At 44.9% G+C, this 14,164-nt stretch carries 12 protein-coding genes; 6 read left to right on the forward strand and 6 right to left on the reverse strand.

Features of this window, described 5'->3' with window-relative positions; genetic code table 11:
* Nucleotides 1–9: 9 nt before the first annotated feature.
* Genes VC159_RS06210 through cobA form a run of 4 tightly spaced genes read right to left on the reverse strand, consistent with a single transcriptional unit; the run spans nucleotide 10 to nucleotide 3,936 of the window.
* Entirely contained in the window at nucleotides 10–873 is an 864-nt protein-coding gene (locus tag VC159_RS06210; RefSeq protein WP_215345032.1) for an ABC transporter ATP-binding protein, read from the reverse strand.
* Nucleotides 863–1,723 carry a nitrate ABC transporter permease gene (gene ntrB, locus VC159_RS06215; RefSeq protein ID WP_071465701.1) on the reverse strand — a complete coding sequence of 287 codons (861 nt, stop codon included), beginning with the start codon at nucleotides 1,721–1,723 and terminating at the stop codon, nucleotides 863–865. Before ntrB ends, VC159_RS06210 begins: the two co-directional genes overlap by 11 nt.
* Nucleotides 1,724–1,738: 15 nt before the next feature.
* On the reverse strand, nucleotides 1,739–3,112 hold the full coding sequence (locus VC159_RS06220; protein WP_215360118.1) for a CmpA/NrtA family ABC transporter substrate-binding protein: 1,374 nt from the start codon (nucleotides 3,110–3,112) through the stop codon (nucleotides 1,739–1,741).
* A 20-nt stretch (nucleotides 3,113–3,132) separates the two neighbouring features.
* Nucleotides 3,133–3,936 (reverse strand): uroporphyrinogen-III C-methyltransferase, encoded by an 804-nt coding sequence (cobA, locus tag VC159_RS06225; protein ID WP_251367329.1) that lies wholly within the window; start codon nucleotides 3,934–3,936, stop codon nucleotides 3,133–3,135.
* Between the two features lie 151 nt (nucleotides 3,937–4,087).
* On the opposite strand from cobA, the gene VC159_RS06230 reads away from it, so the two are divergent.
* Genes VC159_RS06230 through VC159_RS06255 form a run of 6 tightly spaced genes read left to right on the forward strand, consistent with a single transcriptional unit; the run spans nucleotide 4,088 to nucleotide 12,435 of the window.
* Nucleotides 4,088–5,383 carry a CmpA/NrtA family ABC transporter substrate-binding protein gene (locus tag VC159_RS06230; RefSeq protein WP_071467216.1) on the forward strand — a complete coding sequence of 432 codons (1,296 nt, stop codon included), beginning with the start codon at nucleotides 4,088–4,090 and terminating at the stop codon, nucleotides 5,381–5,383.
* Complete coding sequence (gene nirB / locus VC159_RS06235; protein WP_071467215.1) at nucleotides 5,380–7,830, forward strand: nitrite reductase large subunit NirB; 2,451 nt, start codon at nucleotides 5,380–5,382, stop codon at nucleotides 7,828–7,830. Before VC159_RS06230 ends, nirB begins: the two co-directional genes overlap by 4 nt.
* A complete protein-coding gene (nirD, locus tag VC159_RS06240; RefSeq protein ID WP_011902842.1) occupies nucleotides 7,823–8,173 on the forward strand; it encodes a nitrite reductase small subunit NirD in 351 nt (116 codons plus the stop codon). Before nirB ends, nirD begins: the two co-directional genes overlap by 8 nt.
* Entirely contained in the window at nucleotides 8,166–11,006 is a 2,841-nt protein-coding gene (locus tag VC159_RS06245) for a nitrate reductase (RefSeq protein WP_215360116.1), read from the forward strand. The genes nirD and VC159_RS06245 overlap by 8 nt, the downstream gene beginning before the upstream one ends.
* Nucleotides 11,007–11,013: 7 nt before the next feature.
* Nucleotides 11,014–11,922: a DNA-binding protein YbiB gene (ybiB, locus tag VC159_RS06250; protein WP_215360115.1), complete on the forward strand. Its 909-nt coding sequence runs from the start codon at nucleotides 11,014–11,016 to the stop codon at nucleotides 11,920–11,922.
* Nucleotides 11,923–11,925: 3 nt separating this feature from the next.
* Entirely contained in the window at nucleotides 11,926–12,435 is a 510-nt protein-coding gene (locus VC159_RS06255; RefSeq protein WP_071467212.1) for an HPP family protein, read from the forward strand.
* Between the two features lie 6 nt (nucleotides 12,436–12,441).
* Here the strand turns inward: VC159_RS06255 and VC159_RS06260 are convergent, their stop codons facing one another.
* On the reverse strand, nucleotides 12,442–12,966 hold the full coding sequence (locus VC159_RS06260) for an HPP family protein (RefSeq protein WP_071467211.1): 525 nt from the start codon (nucleotides 12,964–12,966) through the stop codon (nucleotides 12,442–12,444).
* Nucleotides 12,963–14,000, reverse strand: coding sequence for an HPP family protein (locus VC159_RS06265; protein ID WP_215360113.1), 1,038 nt, complete (start codon nucleotides 13,998–14,000; stop codon nucleotides 12,963–12,965). The genes VC159_RS06260 and VC159_RS06265 overlap by 4 nt, the downstream gene beginning before the upstream one ends.
* Nucleotides 14,001–14,164 lie beyond the last annotated feature (164 nt).

Consider the following 14,164-nt stretch of genomic DNA (forward strand, 5'->3'; position numbering starts at 1 on the left):
TTTAGTGTATCAAGCAACAACCGCATCAACACCTGGAAGCACTATTACAGGCTTGTATCCATCCAACTCACCCTTAGCTCCTTTTACCTGCAGATCCTTTGATCGATTGACTAGAAAATCTACTAAATGGTTTCGCATTGGGTAATACATAGCATCATGATGTAAATTGGCCCGCTTTCTTCCTTTAGGCAAAGTGTTGACAACGATTTCAGCGATACGTGCATTAGGGCCATTGCTCATCAGCATAATTTTGTCAGAAAGCAAGATTGCCTCATCAACATCATGGGTGATCATAAATACAGTTTGATTTGTTTCTTTGCAAATTTTGAGTAGCTCATCCTGAATAACCCCACGAGTTAACGCATCCAAGGCTCCGAATGGTTCATCAAGTAGTAGCATTTTTGGCTCAATTGCAAAGGCTCTTGCAATACCAACCCTTTGCTTCATACCGCCAGATAATTCAGATGGTTTTTTATTTTCAGCATTTACCAAGCCGACCATTGCTAGATACTTTTTGGAATGCTCAGTAATCTGCTCTTTTGACCAATCGGGATACTTTGACTTCACTGCAAAAGCCACATTCTGCAGTACTGTCATCCACGGCATTAATGCATGCCCTTGGAATACAACTCCACGCTCTAAACCAGGGCCCTGAATACGCTTACCAAGCATGATGGCATCGCCGCCAGTTGCTTCTTCAAGACCAGCAAGCACATTCAAAATAGTAGTTTTGCCACATCCGGAATGGCCGATGATACAAACAAACTCTCCTTTTTCGATTTCAAAATCTATTCCTTCAAATACTGGAGGTGCGTCAGCTTTATACGACTTGCTGAGGTTTGAAACTTTGAGGAATGTATTTTCAATCTGCATACGAAACCGCCTTTTGTAACTTGCCAAATGCTGTATCTAGCAACATTCCAACAATACCAATTAAAAGAATTGCAAAAATAACACTGGAGAGCGATAGGTTATTCCACTCATTCCATAAGAAGTAACCAATTCCGGTACCACCAACAAGCATCTCAGCAGCAACGATCACTAACCAGGCAATACCCATGGATATGCGCATACCAGTCAAAATGGTTGGTGCAGCAGCAGGAAGAATGACTAAGAATGCCTTACGTAAAGGAGAGACTTCCAATGTCTTGGCAACGTTTAATAATTCTTTACGTACATTAGCAACTCCAAATGCTGTGTTGAGGAGCATTGGCCATACGGAACAAATAAAGATCACAAAGATTCCAGAAATAGCAGAGTCTTTGATGGTGTAGAGCGCGATAGGCATCCAAGCCAATGGCGAAATCGGCTTCAGAATTTGAATGAATGGATTAAATGCCTCGTAAGCCAATGGTGACATGCCGATCCAGAATCCAAACGGAATAGCTACTATCATCGCCAACAAGAATCCTAAGGCAACACGCGCCAAAGAATAGGCCAGTTGAATACCAATTCCCTTATCGTTCGGACCATTGTCATAAAAAGGGTGTGACAACTGCTTATAGATAGTCTCCCCCATCTGCGTTAAGGTTGGAAACCCAGTTTTTTGAACAGGCTCACTACCGCCCTGACCCATGAGGCTGTTGTACTCACTAGAGCCAGTTGATACCCCAGGCGGCGGTGTAACTTTTTGTGTTGTAGCCATATGCCAGATAAATAAGCACATGAGTAAAATCACAACCGATAGAATTGCGCCTTTAACCTTAATTGATACTGTTTTCATTCATTTACCTTACGTTCATGCTTTATTAGTTTGAAAAGATTTCAAATAGGCTGCTGGCTGACTAGGGTCAAACTCTTTACCCATAATCTTGTCTTTTTTGTATCCCACTTTAGCTAATGGTGGAACTGCAATGCCAGTCTCACCCATATACTTTTTAGCGTCGGTCAACAAGAATACTTTTTCAGAGATGTCCTTGTAATTCACATCGCCTTTGACATAGCCCCAGCGCTGCATTTGGGTCAACATCCAGGTTGCCATGGAGTACCAAGGAATTGGGTTGAAGTCGATGCGATCTGGTACGTTTTGCACATTGCCTAGACCATCTGCAAACTTACCAGTGAGAACCTGCATTACAACTGTCTCGGGCTGGTTAAGGTAATTTGGCGTAGAAATTACTTTAGCAATTAAAGGTCTATTCGCAGGATCACGCGCCATCGTCGAAGCATTTAAGACTGCACGATAGAGGGCTGCAAAGGTGTTTGGATTCTTACGGATAAATTCTTCTGAGGTTCCAAAAGCACAGCAAGGGTGACCATCCCAAATCTGCTTAGTCAGGATGTGTATAAATCCGACCTCGTCATACACTGCGCGCTGGTTAAATGGATCAGGCCCTAAAAAACCATCAATATTGCCAGCACGTAAGTTAGCCACCATCTCTGGTGGAGGTGTAACGCGAATCTGAATGTCTTTATCTGGATCTAAGCCAGCTTGAGCTACGTAATAACGCAGCAAGAAGTTATGCATTGAGTATTCAAATGGAACAGCAAACTTCATGCCTTTCCAGTTTTTCGGATCACGATTATCTTTATGCTTGTTAGCTAACGTAATAGCCTGACCATTCACGTTCTGAATTGTGGCCACACGCATCTGAGAAGGATCAGAACCCAAGCCCATTGACATTGAGATCGGCATTGGTGATAAAAAGTGTGAGGCATCATGCTCTTTATTGAGCATCTTGTCACGAATTAAAGCCCAACCTGCGGTCTTATTAAGCGTAACGTTCAGGCCTTGTTTTTTATAAAAACCTAGTGGGTCAGCCATGATGAGTGGAGTCGCACAAGTAATTGCGATAAAGCCAATTTTTAGGTCTGGTTTTTCTAATGGCGCTTTTTCTTGCGCCATTGCCTGCAAGGACCCTACTGGCAAGAAGCCTGAGAGAGCGCTCATTGCTCCACCTACTCCAACAGCCTTTAAAAACGCGCGTCTACGATCTTCTTGAGGAAAAAGAGCCTTAACTAAGCTGGCCTCAACAAAATCTGCGCTTTGCTGCTCGGCATCCATCATTGCTGAAAGCGAGTTTGCATGATCTAACTCAGATGCATGATGTCCACAGCTGCAGCGGTTGCTAAACAGAGGTCTATCTGGATCAAAAGGACGATATGAATTCATTTATAGCTCCTAGTAAGTAATTAAGATGCCGCTTGCAATGCGTTGAAATGATTTTGTGACTCGATTAATGGGATAAGCGTATGCAGTTTTTTTCTATAAACCTCTCCGACCATCACCACAACAGGTTGCTTATCTAAAAAATGATGATGAACATCACCAAAGCGCAGTTCATCTAATGTGCAGGCGAAACTGCGTTGCGTTGGCAGGCTAACCGATTCCATCAAGCAAACAGGCGTATCTACCGTGTAGCCCTGAGCAATCAATGTTGTCGCAACCTCAGATAGCTGATCACGCGCCATATAGTAAATAGCGGTTTTATGATCTTCATGTGCGCAACGGCCAGGAAGAGTAGTCAGCGTCAGGGTTCTACTTAACTCTCTCGTAGTTGGAGGCTGCTTTAATTCTGCCGAGGCCGCTAAGGCAGTAGTGATGCCTGGAACAATCTCATAGCGCACGTTTGCTTTCTCAAGAGCGTCAATTTCTTCCTGCGCACGACCAAAGATCATCGGATCCCCGCCTTTTAGGCGCACAACTACTGAGTACTTGCCTGCAGCATCCACCAATTGCTTGTTAATGAAGTGCTGAGAGCTTGAATGTGATCCGCATCTTTTCCCTACCTGCACCATCCTAGTGCCAGGACACCACTCCAACATAGAAATATCAATGAGTGCGTCATAAAAGACAATGTCTGCCTGAGCCAAAATTCTTGAGCCCCGAACAGTAATGAGATCAGAGGCTCCAGGCCCAGCACCAATGAGGTAGACGCCAGACATCACTCCATTTATTTTGGGTGCTTTGACTGTTCTTGGTGCAATTTGTTCCATGCATCATTTGTAACAGTCGGCAATAGCCCTAAATTCTCTGTGTGAACCAAAAGTGCCCATGCTTTGATTTGGTGCACCAATACTGAGCCACCACTCTTATCTCGGGACTCATAACTTCTTTATTGTTAGTTATCGACTAAAGGAGCTCAGCATGAAAGAAAAAACAAGCGTTAGCGGTTTATTACCAGAAGCTACTACCCCCACTGTTGCTGATGCGAATCCTACGCGTCGCAAACTTATCCAAAGTATTGGCTCTGCAAGCATTCTGTCCTTAATCGACCCAATGGTTAAAGCGGGTGCATGGGCGGCAGGCTCAGATGCCCCTGAGAAAACGGATGTAAAGGTCAGTTTCATTGCCCTTACAGACTGCTCTTCTGTTGTCATGGCCAACCATCTTGGTCTAGATAAGAAATACGGTGTCAAGATCATCCCCACCAAAGAAGCATCATGGGCTGCAATCCGTGACAAGCTAGTCAATGGTGAAAATGATATGTCGCACATTCTGTATGGCTTGATGTACGGACTGCAAATGGGTATCGGTGGACAACAAAAAGATATGTCACTCCTGATGTCCTTAAACAATAACGGCCAAGCAATTACTTTATCTAAAGCGCTTTACCAAAAGGGCGTTACTGATGGGGCAAGCCTTAAAGCTGTCATGGATAAAGAAAAGCGTGACTACACTTTTGCGCAAACTTTCCCAACTGGTACACACGCTATGTGGCTCTACTACTGGTTAGCGAACTATGGCATTAATCCATTTAAAGACGCGAAAATTATCACTGTTCCGCCCCCACAAATGGTGGCGAATATGCGTAGCGGAAATATGGACGGCTATTGTGTAGGTGAACCCTGGAATGCCCGTGCAATCATCGACGGCATTGGCTTTACAGCCATTACTACACAAGCTATTTGGCAAGATCATCCAGAGAAGGCGCTGGGTACAACTTCTGACTTTGCAAAGAAGTATCCCAATACTTGTCGCGCAGTGACAGCTGCAATCTTGGAGGCGGGAAAATATATTGATGCATCAACCTCTAACAAACATGCAACTGCAGAAGTCGTGTCTGCACCTTCGTTTGTCAATACCGATGTCAGCGTGATTCAAGACCGCATGATGGGTCGCTACAACAACGGTATCGGCAAGACATGGGATGACCCGCATGCGATGAAGTTTTATAACGACGGTTTAGCGACTTTCCCATACCTGTCTGATGGCATGTGGTTTATGACCCAACATAAGCGCTGGGGATTGCTCAAAGAACACCCAGATTACTTGGCAGTTGCGAAGAAGGTTAACAATATCGCCATCTACAAAGATGCGGCTACGGCTTCAAAAACCCCATTACCAAAAAGTGATATGCGCTCCAGCAAATTATTTGATGGTGTTGTGTGGAATGGCTCCAACCCTGCTGCTTATGCAGATAGCTTCAAGATCAAAGCATGAAAAAACAAAAACTCGTCATGATTGGCAATGGGATGGCCGGCGTTCGGACCATCGAGGAACTATTAAAGCTCGACCCAGAGCTTTATGACATCACCATCTTTGGTGCTGAGCCCCATCCCAACTACAACCGTATTTTGCTGTCCCCGGTATTAGCAGGCGAACAGACTCTTGAGCAAATTGTTCTAAATGACCTTGATTGGTACAAGAGCAATGGTATCCATCTTCATCTTGGAAAAACCATAACTAAGATTGATCGCAAAGAGCGCACTGTTATTGCTGATGATGGCACTGTTGAAAGCTACGATCGCTTATTGCTGGCTACCGGCTCTTTGCCATTCATCTTGCCCGTTCCAGGAAATGATTTACCTGGCGTGATTGCGTATCGTGATATTAAAGATACCAATGAGATGATTGATGTGGCGACGCGTTACAAAAATGCGGTTGTCATTGGCGGCGGTCTGCTTGGTCTAGAAGCTGCAAATGGTCTAGCCCTCAGGGGTATGAGTGTGACCGTGGTCCATCTTGCCGAATGGTTGATGGAAAGACAGCTAGATAAAACAGCGGCTGATTTACTACAAAAATCCTTGGAAGAAAAAGGTCTTAAGTTTTTACTGAAAACTTCTACTGAGGCAATTACCCCTAATACTGCTGGCGATCGTGTCGGCCATATCCGCTTTAAAGGTGGATTAGAAATACCAGCTGACTTAGTTGTTATGGCGGCAGGTATTAAGCCCAATACAGCGTTAGCCGAATCTGCAGGTTTACATTGCCAAAGAGGTATCGTTGTTAATGACACTCTACAAACGTTTGATCCAAGAGTCTATGCAGTTGGTGAGTGCGCAAGCCATCGAGGAACTGCCTATGGTTTAGTTGCGCCTTTATTTGAGCAGGCTAAGGTTTGTGCAAATCACCTTGCCGAACACGGCATCGGTCGCTATGAGGGCTCCGTAACATCAACAAAACTGAAAGTAACAGGTGTTGATCTCTTCTCCGCTGGAAACTTTATGGGAGGCGAAGGTACTGAAGAAATTACTCTAGCCGATCCTATTGGTGGCGTGTATAAAAAATTAGTTCTTAAAGATGATCGTTTAATTGGTGCCTGCATGTTTGGCGATACAGCAGATAGCACTTGGTATTTCAAGCTCATGCGTGACGAACAAAGCATTGCAGAAATTCGTGACACATTGATGTTTGGTGAATCCAATATTGGCGATGTTGGCCATCAAGGCCACAATAAAGCTGCCGGAATGACTGATGCAGATGAAATCTGCGGATGCAATGGGGTTACCAAAGGCACCATTGTCAAGGCTATTCGGGAACAGGGTCTATTCACACTAGATGAAGTGAAGAAATGCACTAAAGCCAGCAGCTCCTGTGGCTCATGTACAGGCCTAGTTGAGCAAGTGCTGATGAATGTTCTTGGCACAGATTATTCAGCAACCCCCAGAAAGAAATCGATTTGCGGATGCTCCGATCTTTCTCATGATGAAATTCGTCAAGCCATACGCTCCGGCCACTTAATTTCTCAAGAGCAAGTTCGCGCCGAGCTTAATTGGAGAACACCTAACGGTTGTGCGACTTGTCGCCCTGCCTTAAATTATTATTTGATCTCCACATGGCCACATGAAGCAAAAGATGATCCACAATCCCGCTTCATTAATGAACGTGCTCATGCCAATATTCAGAAAGATGGCACCTACTCAGTTATTCCGCGGATGTTTGGTGGTCTAACTACTCCTTCTGAACTACGCAGAATTGCTGACGTTGCTGAGAAATACCAAGTGCCCACAGTCAAGGTAACTGGCGGCCAACGAATTGACTTACTTGGCATCAAGAAGGATGATCTTCCAGCGGTTTGGAAAGAGTTGGATATGCCATCAGGTCATGCCTATGGCAAATCAATTCGCACAGTGAAAACATGTGTTGGTGATGAGCACTGTCGTTTTGGCACCCAGTCCTCCATGAAAATGGGCGTAGATCTAGAGAGAATGCTCTTCGGTATGTACGCACCTCACAAAGTGAAGCTTGCAGTGTCTGGCTGCCCACGAAACTGCGCAGAAGCTGGCATCAAAGATGTTGGCATTATTGGTGTTGAATCTGGCTGGGAACTTTATATTGGTGGTAACGGCGGCATTAAAACAGAAGTGGCGGAATTTCTCTGTAAAGTTAAAACTGATGAGGAAGTTCGTGAATATTCTGGGGCCTTCTTACAACTGTACCGCGAAGAAGCCTGGTATTTGGATCGAACTGTCCATTACTTGGCAAGAGTTGGCATGGAATACATTAAGCAGAAGGTGGTCGACGATGCTGAAAGTCGTAAAGCTCTCTACGAAAGACTGCTGTTTGATCTAAAAGATGCTCCAGATCCTTGGAAAGACTTTGAACGTGCTGGTGTAGATGTTCGTCAATTTAAAACCATTCCTATTGTCGAGGCTGGAAATGTCTAATACCGCCCAACTTGATCAGTGGCAAAAAATCACAACGGTTGATGAGATTCCTGTTCTGGGATCTCGGGTTATTGAAGCGCCAGCTGGTCAAATAGCTATTTTCAGAAATTCAGAAGACGAAGTATTTGCCGTATTGGATAAGTGCCCGCATAAAGGTGGCCCCCTGTCTCAGGGCATTGTCCATGGAAAATCCGTAACCTGTCCACTGCATTCCTGGAATATAGATCTCTCCACCGGCTGTGCCGTTGCCCCAGATGAAGGCTGTGCTAAATCCTTTGCAGTCAAAGTAGAGTCTGGTGTGGTTTGGCTAAGCCGCGAGGAATTGCAAGCTACTCATGGCTGAAGTTAAGAGCACCTGTTGCTATTGCGGTGTTGGCTGTGGCGTCATTATTGAAACCGCAGAAAGTAACGGAAAGATCGAGGTAACCGGGGTTCGCGGCGACCCCGATCATCCTGCAAACTTTGGCAGACTCTGCAGTAAAGGCTCCACCCTTCATCTCACTGCAAACCCAAGCCTTCAGATACAGGCTCGACTGGGTTCACCAGCCATCCGCAAAACAAGGGGTGAAGAGCCGGTAGATATTTCTTGGCCCGAGGCAATTCAAACTGTTGCCCAAAAATTTGCCGACATCATTCAAGAGCATGGTTCAGAATCTGTTGGCATTTATGTGTCCGGTCAATTACTGACCGAAGACTATTACATCTTCAATAAGTTAATGAAGGGCTTGATTGGCTCTAACAATATTGATACCAACTCACGCCTATGTATGTCTAGTGCGGTAGCTGGCTACAAGCAAACCTTGGGGATGGATGCCCCACCCTGTTGCTATGAAGATATTGATTCTGCATCCACTATTTTTATTACGGGATCAAATACCGCTTTTGCTCATCCGATTTTGTATAGACGTCTTGAGGATGCCCGTAAAAATAATCCGGATCTCAAAGTTATTGTTGTTGACCCCAGAAAAACCGATACCGCCAAAGAAGCTGATCTCTACCTACAGATACAACCTGGTACTGATGTTGCTCTCTATCACGGGATGCTTTACATCATGCTCTGGGAGAAATGGATTGATGAGTCTTATATCAACTCATATACGGCGGATTTTGATGCGCTACGTGATTTGGTTAGAGATTTCACGCCTAAGGCAGTAAGTCAGATCTGCGGTATTAATGAAAAAGACTTGTTCCAAGCGGCGCAATGGTTTGCTACTTCACCTGCAACCCTATCGATGTACTGCCAGGGATTAAATCAATCAGCATCAGGTACAGCCAAGAATGCTGCCTTAGTTAACTTACATTTAGCCACCGGTCAAATAGGGAAAGCTGGTGCTGGTCCATTCTCTTTGACTGGACAACCCAATGCCATGGGTGGTCGGGAGGTTGGAGGTTTAGCCAATCTACTATCCGCACACCGTGATCTTGCCAACCCAGAACATCGTGCAGAAGTTGCAAACCTGTGGGGGGTGGATTCAGTTCCCGAAAAGCCAGGTCTTAGTGCCATTCCCATGTTTGAGGCATTGCGTACTGAAAAACTAAAAGCCATATGGATCGTCTGTACAAACCCAGCACAATCGATGCCCGATCTCAATGCAGTTCACGAGGGATTAAGCAAAGCAGAATTTGTTGTAGTGCAGGAAGCTTATGCGCACACAGCCACCACCCTATATGCAGATGTGTTGTTGCCCGCCACTACCTGGGCAGAAAAAGTGGGGACAGTTACAAATTCAGAGCGAAGAATTTCCAAAGTAAATCCCGCAATTGATCCTTATGCGTCTGCTAAACATGATTGGCAGATCGCTCTTGAAATTGGAATAGCTCTTGAAGCGCTATTACCAGGCAATAGAAAAGAAGGAACATCCACTCTATTTCCTTACGCCGGACCTGAGGATATTTGGAATGAGCATCGTGAGAGTACAGCCGGTCGCGATCTCGATATTACTGGTTTAAGCTACAAAATCCTTGAGGAACGCGGACCACAGCAATGGCCTATGCCCAAAGGAGATTTCTTTGGCAAAAAACGTCTTTATGAAAATGGCGTTTTTCCTACCAAAGATAAAAAAGCTCACTTTATTGCTGCACCCTATAAAGCAACCGCAGAATCTGTAGATGCTCGCTACCCATTTGCCTTAAATACTGGGCGCCTCAGAGATCAATGGCATGGGATGAGTAGAACGGGAACCATTGGAACACTTTATGGACATGCACCAGAGCCTTGTGTGGAGATGTCACCCAAAGATGCTGGCAGGATGAATTTAGAAAATGGTGATTTAGTTCATGTCACCAGTCGCAGAGGTAGTGAGATCTTCCCAATCAAAGTCTCAGACGATATCGCCTCCTCGCAAGCCTTTATTGCCATGCACTGGGGTTCTGAATTTATTTCAGGCGCTGCTGGTAAAACACCGGGCCGCGGAGTCAACGGCCTTACTTGCAACATGATCGACCCTGTATCCGGTCAGCCCGAACTGAAACATTCAGCCGTCAAGATTTTGCCAGCAAACCTTCCCTGGCATTTAGTGGCTTTCGGCTTATTTTCCAAAGAAGAAGTATTTTTTGTTCAAAATAGTTTGCGCAGCATCTTGCCTCATTTCGATTCCGCCCAATGCGTTCTATTTGGTAGAGAGCAGGATGGTGACCTCATTGGGATTTCATTCAAGGCCGCCCACCACGATGACCCGCTAGAAGAATCAGACTCTCTTGCCGCGCAAGCTTTAAAGCAAATAATACGTAAATTTAAGTTGGATGAGGAATCTGGAGAGCCCGTGATGCGCTATATCGATAAGCGCAGAGGCGTAGTACGACTTGTTCGCGCTCAAGAGAAGGTTCTATCTGCAATGCTGACTGGCTCCATTGAAAGCCTAGCAAGTACTACCTGGTTAAGAGAGTACCTAGAAAGCGGCTTAGATGCAAAAACCCTTGGTCGGTCTTTGTTGATGCCTGTTAGCAAACCCCCTATAGAAATTAAACCCAAAGGTAAGGCAATTTGTAATTGCTTTAATGTATCTGCAGACACAATGAAGCAATGCTTAAGCAAGATGCCAGCAGGAACCTCCCCCGAAGACGCCATGACCTCTCTTCAATCTGAAACGCAATGTGGAACCAATTGCGGTTCCTGCAAACCCGAAGTCAAGCAAATTATTGTCAGCTTTCTCAAGAAAGTGGAAGTAGCGGCATAATCCTTCAATGAGCATCAAATCATTCTTAAAAGTCATTGGCCGAGGCAGCAAAGGCGCCGGCGACCTTGATCGCAATCAGGCAAAAGAAGTCTTCACACAAATTCTAGATGGCAATGTCAGCGATCTAGAGCTGGGTGCATTTTGTATTGCTATGCGCATCAAGGGTGAGTCTGTCTCTGAGCTCATGGGCTTTATGGACGCCCTACAACCGCATCTGAATTTACTGAATCTTGGCACACGCCCCACCATAGTCTTACCAAGTTATAACGGGGCTAGAAAGCAAGCAAACTTAACGCCACTTCTTGCTGGCATGCTGTCTAGTTATGGTTTTACAGTGCTTGTTCAGGGGGTCGAAAAAGATCTAACCAGGGTAACGAGCCATGAAATTTTTAAGTCTCTTGGCTGGCCAATTCTCAAGTCCAAAGATGAATTTGGCGCCCTCCTGGCATTGAATCAACCGATCTTTTGCCCTCTTAATGTGATTTCCCCAGCCCTTCAAAAATTATTAGATATCAGAGAAAGAATTGGTCTGCGGAATACTGGTCATGTGCTGGCAAAACTGATTAATCCAACGCTTCAGAGCTCTTGGCAAGTTTCTAACTACACCCACCCAGAATATCCAGAAAAACTACGAGAATTTTTTCAACTTCGTTCAGCAAATGCAATTTTGATGAGGGGAAGCGAGGGTGAGCCAACCGCTTCTCTGCAGCGATTGCCAGAAATGCATTTTTTGCTTCCAAATGCGAATGAAATGACAACCCCCGAAGAGCGCTTTGAAGATCTCAGACCGTTTTTAGAGATTGACGCCATTTCAACGGCATCCGTTACCGAGCAAATTCTATCTGGGCAAGTCAAATGTCCGAGCTCAATTCTCAGGCAAGCCATTCAAATATCTACGATGGCTGGATTACACTAAGTCATGCTCAAAATAGTTAAACGTTTGGCATGGGTTTCGCTAGGCGCAATGGTTGCACTTGGATTGGCTTTAATTGTTACAAAACCACCGGCATCACCATTACTGCTTGCATCACTGGGTGGCTCTACGATATTTCTGTTTGGCTTGACTGGCGCTCCTGCAGCACAGCCAAGAGCTTTATTTGGCGGGCACCTCATCAGCGCACTTATTGGTATTGTCTGCTACCAGCTCTTTGATGATGCTTTATGGGTTTACTTGCTTGCGGAGGTAATTACTTTGGCGGTCTTGTTGCTTACACAAACTGTACATCCGCCAGCTGGTGCAAATCCACTTATCATGATCCAGGCGCACGCTGGCTTTGGCCATCTCGTAGCAGTAGTTTTGGTAGGGGTGACAATTCTTGCGGTTGTAGCAGCCATCTGGAGTCGCCTCACTCCCGGGAAAGCCCTGCATTACCCAGTGAAGTGGAATGAACCTTCACCACAATCCAAGGATTGGAGTGTTTGGGGGTAGCACAGCTTAGCCTAACGAACGCTTTATTAAAGCCTTGTTTAAAAAACTCGCCAAGGTCAACACAAGAGAGTCGGCCAAAACAGGATGCAAGGCAAAGTTATAGCTATTAGTTCCAGCCATTACTATAAAAATACTTAAGAAAACCGCTGGCGGATGCATACACCCCAGTAAATACATTCCAACTATCGTGCCAATGACGGCGAATGGAATGCCCACAGAAATCGATGGCATCAGATAAACACAAATGAAGGCTACGCAGGAAGCTAATAGATTTGCCTCTATTAAAGTTAAGGGCGAAAAGAATTTACTATTGGGAAATAGGAAAATGCATAAAGCGCTGACTCCAAAAACTGCCGTCACCATGTTCTCATCTTGAGTCATATCACCCCATAGAAGATTCAATAGGGCTATCGCAAAAATAGTTAGGCCAACACCAATCGATACTCGCAACCTATCAAACCAAGAGTATTGGTCCTGAGGTGGTGCAATTTGATGAAAGAAATTAATCAGTTTTCTGAAAATATTTTTCATCTGATATCAATGGATTGGTCAATAGCTTTTACAAAGTCAGACTGAGTAATCATTCCTACCAACTGCTTATTATCATTAATTACGGGGATATGGTGATGACCATCACCACAAAATATCTCAGCCAAGTCAAGCATATTTCGATCTTCACTAATTACCCTTACCGGCTTACTCATTACCTGTCCAACTGCATTTGGTAAGCTATTTAAGCCAGGAACAGCGGCTCGCATAAACCCCCTGATGCGTTGCCCAAAGCTTTGATGAAAATCAACCGCCGCACTTTTAATAAAGTCCTCTAAAGTAATGATCCCAAGCACCCTACGTGCGCCATCTATCACCGGTAACGCTTTAACATGACGATTGCGTAAAAGATTCCATGCCTGATCCAAAGGTGAATCCATGCCAACATATAAGACTTCAGTGGTCATAATATTTTTACACAGCATACCTTGCAACTTCTTTTGATATGCCCCATGCTCAACTTGAGAAATCAGATTGGCTAAATCATCCTTACTGATATCTAGTACTTGGTTATAGCTCTCCAAGACAGCGTTAATTTCTTGGTCCTCGATCTTACGATTTCGTTTTTGCAGTGGAGATGAATCCAAGACGGCCTTAGGGCGTTGCGGATATGGCCTGCCCGTTAGGGAGTTATAAATAACTGCGCACAAAACCAATAAAACAGCATTACCCAAGACCGGGAAAAGCACAAAATGAAAGTCTACCATTCCGCCCAAAGGAATCAAAAGGGCCAAAGCTGCAGCAGGCGCGTGTAAGCAACGCAAAGTAAACATTGCCAAAATTGCGAGCCCAACGGACAGGGGGATTAATAATGGCAATTCGTGAACAAACTGCGTACAAGCAACACCTATCAAAGCAGAAACGCAACTACCCCCTATAACCGCCCATGGTTGCGCCATTGGGCTTGAGGGCAAGACAAATAATAAAAATGCAGTGGCACCCATCGAGGCGACAATCCATGGTGATGCGTTTCCGTAACTTGCAAGCAATAAACCAAGACCCATTATTGCGAGCAAGCCCAGCACAACTCCTAAAGCCGATCTAAACCTCTCTAACCAAGAAACTGAGGTAGTTTCCGGAAGAAAAATGGTAATTAACTTTTTAAAAAAATGTCTCAAAAGCGATCTCATTAAAGGCTTATTTTGAATGCACCAAAAGTGGTACTAATTTTGCTATTGTA

The sequence above is a fragment of the Polynucleobacter sp. JS-JIR-II-c23 genome (assembly GCF_035011225.1).
In the GTDB taxonomy this organism is placed as follows: domain Bacteria; phylum Pseudomonadota; class Gammaproteobacteria; order Burkholderiales; family Burkholderiaceae; genus Polynucleobacter.

Coding starts and splice junctions, on each gene's coding strand:
- VC159_RS06260 (WP_071467211.1), bottom strand. CDS start 12,966: ATGAAAAATATTTTCAGAAAACTGATTAATTTCTTTCATCAAATTGCA.
- ntrB (WP_071465701.1), bottom strand. CDS start 1,723: ATGAAAACAGTATCAATTAAGGTTAAAGGCGCAATTCTATCGGTTGTG.
- nirB (WP_071467215.1), top strand. CDS start 5,380: ATGAAAAAACAAAAACTCGTCATGATTGGCAATGGGATGGCCGGCGTT.
- nirD (WP_011902842.1), top strand. CDS start 7,823: ATGTCTAATACCGCCCAACTTGATCAGTGGCAAAAAATCACAACGGTT.
- VC159_RS06245 (WP_215360116.1), top strand. CDS start 8,166: ATGGCTGAAGTTAAGAGCACCTGTTGCTATTGCGGTGTTGGCTGTGGC.
- cobA (WP_251367329.1), bottom strand. CDS start 3,936: ATGGAACAAATTGCACCAAGAACAGTCAAAGCACCCAAAATAAATGGA.
- VC159_RS06230 (WP_071467216.1), top strand. CDS start 4,088: ATGAAAGAAAAAACAAGCGTTAGCGGTTTATTACCAGAAGCTACTACC.
- ybiB (WP_215360115.1), top strand. CDS start 11,014: ATGAGCATCAAATCATTCTTAAAAGTCATTGGCCGAGGCAGCAAAGGC.
- VC159_RS06255 (WP_071467212.1), top strand. CDS start 11,926: ATGCTCAAAATAGTTAAACGTTTGGCATGGGTTTCGCTAGGCGCAATG.
- VC159_RS06220 (WP_215360118.1), bottom strand. CDS start 3,112: ATGAATTCATATCGTCCTTTTGATCCAGATAGACCTCTGTTTAGCAAC.
- VC159_RS06210 (WP_215345032.1), bottom strand. CDS start 873: ATGCAGATTGAAAATACATTCCTCAAAGTTTCAAACCTCAGCAAGTCG.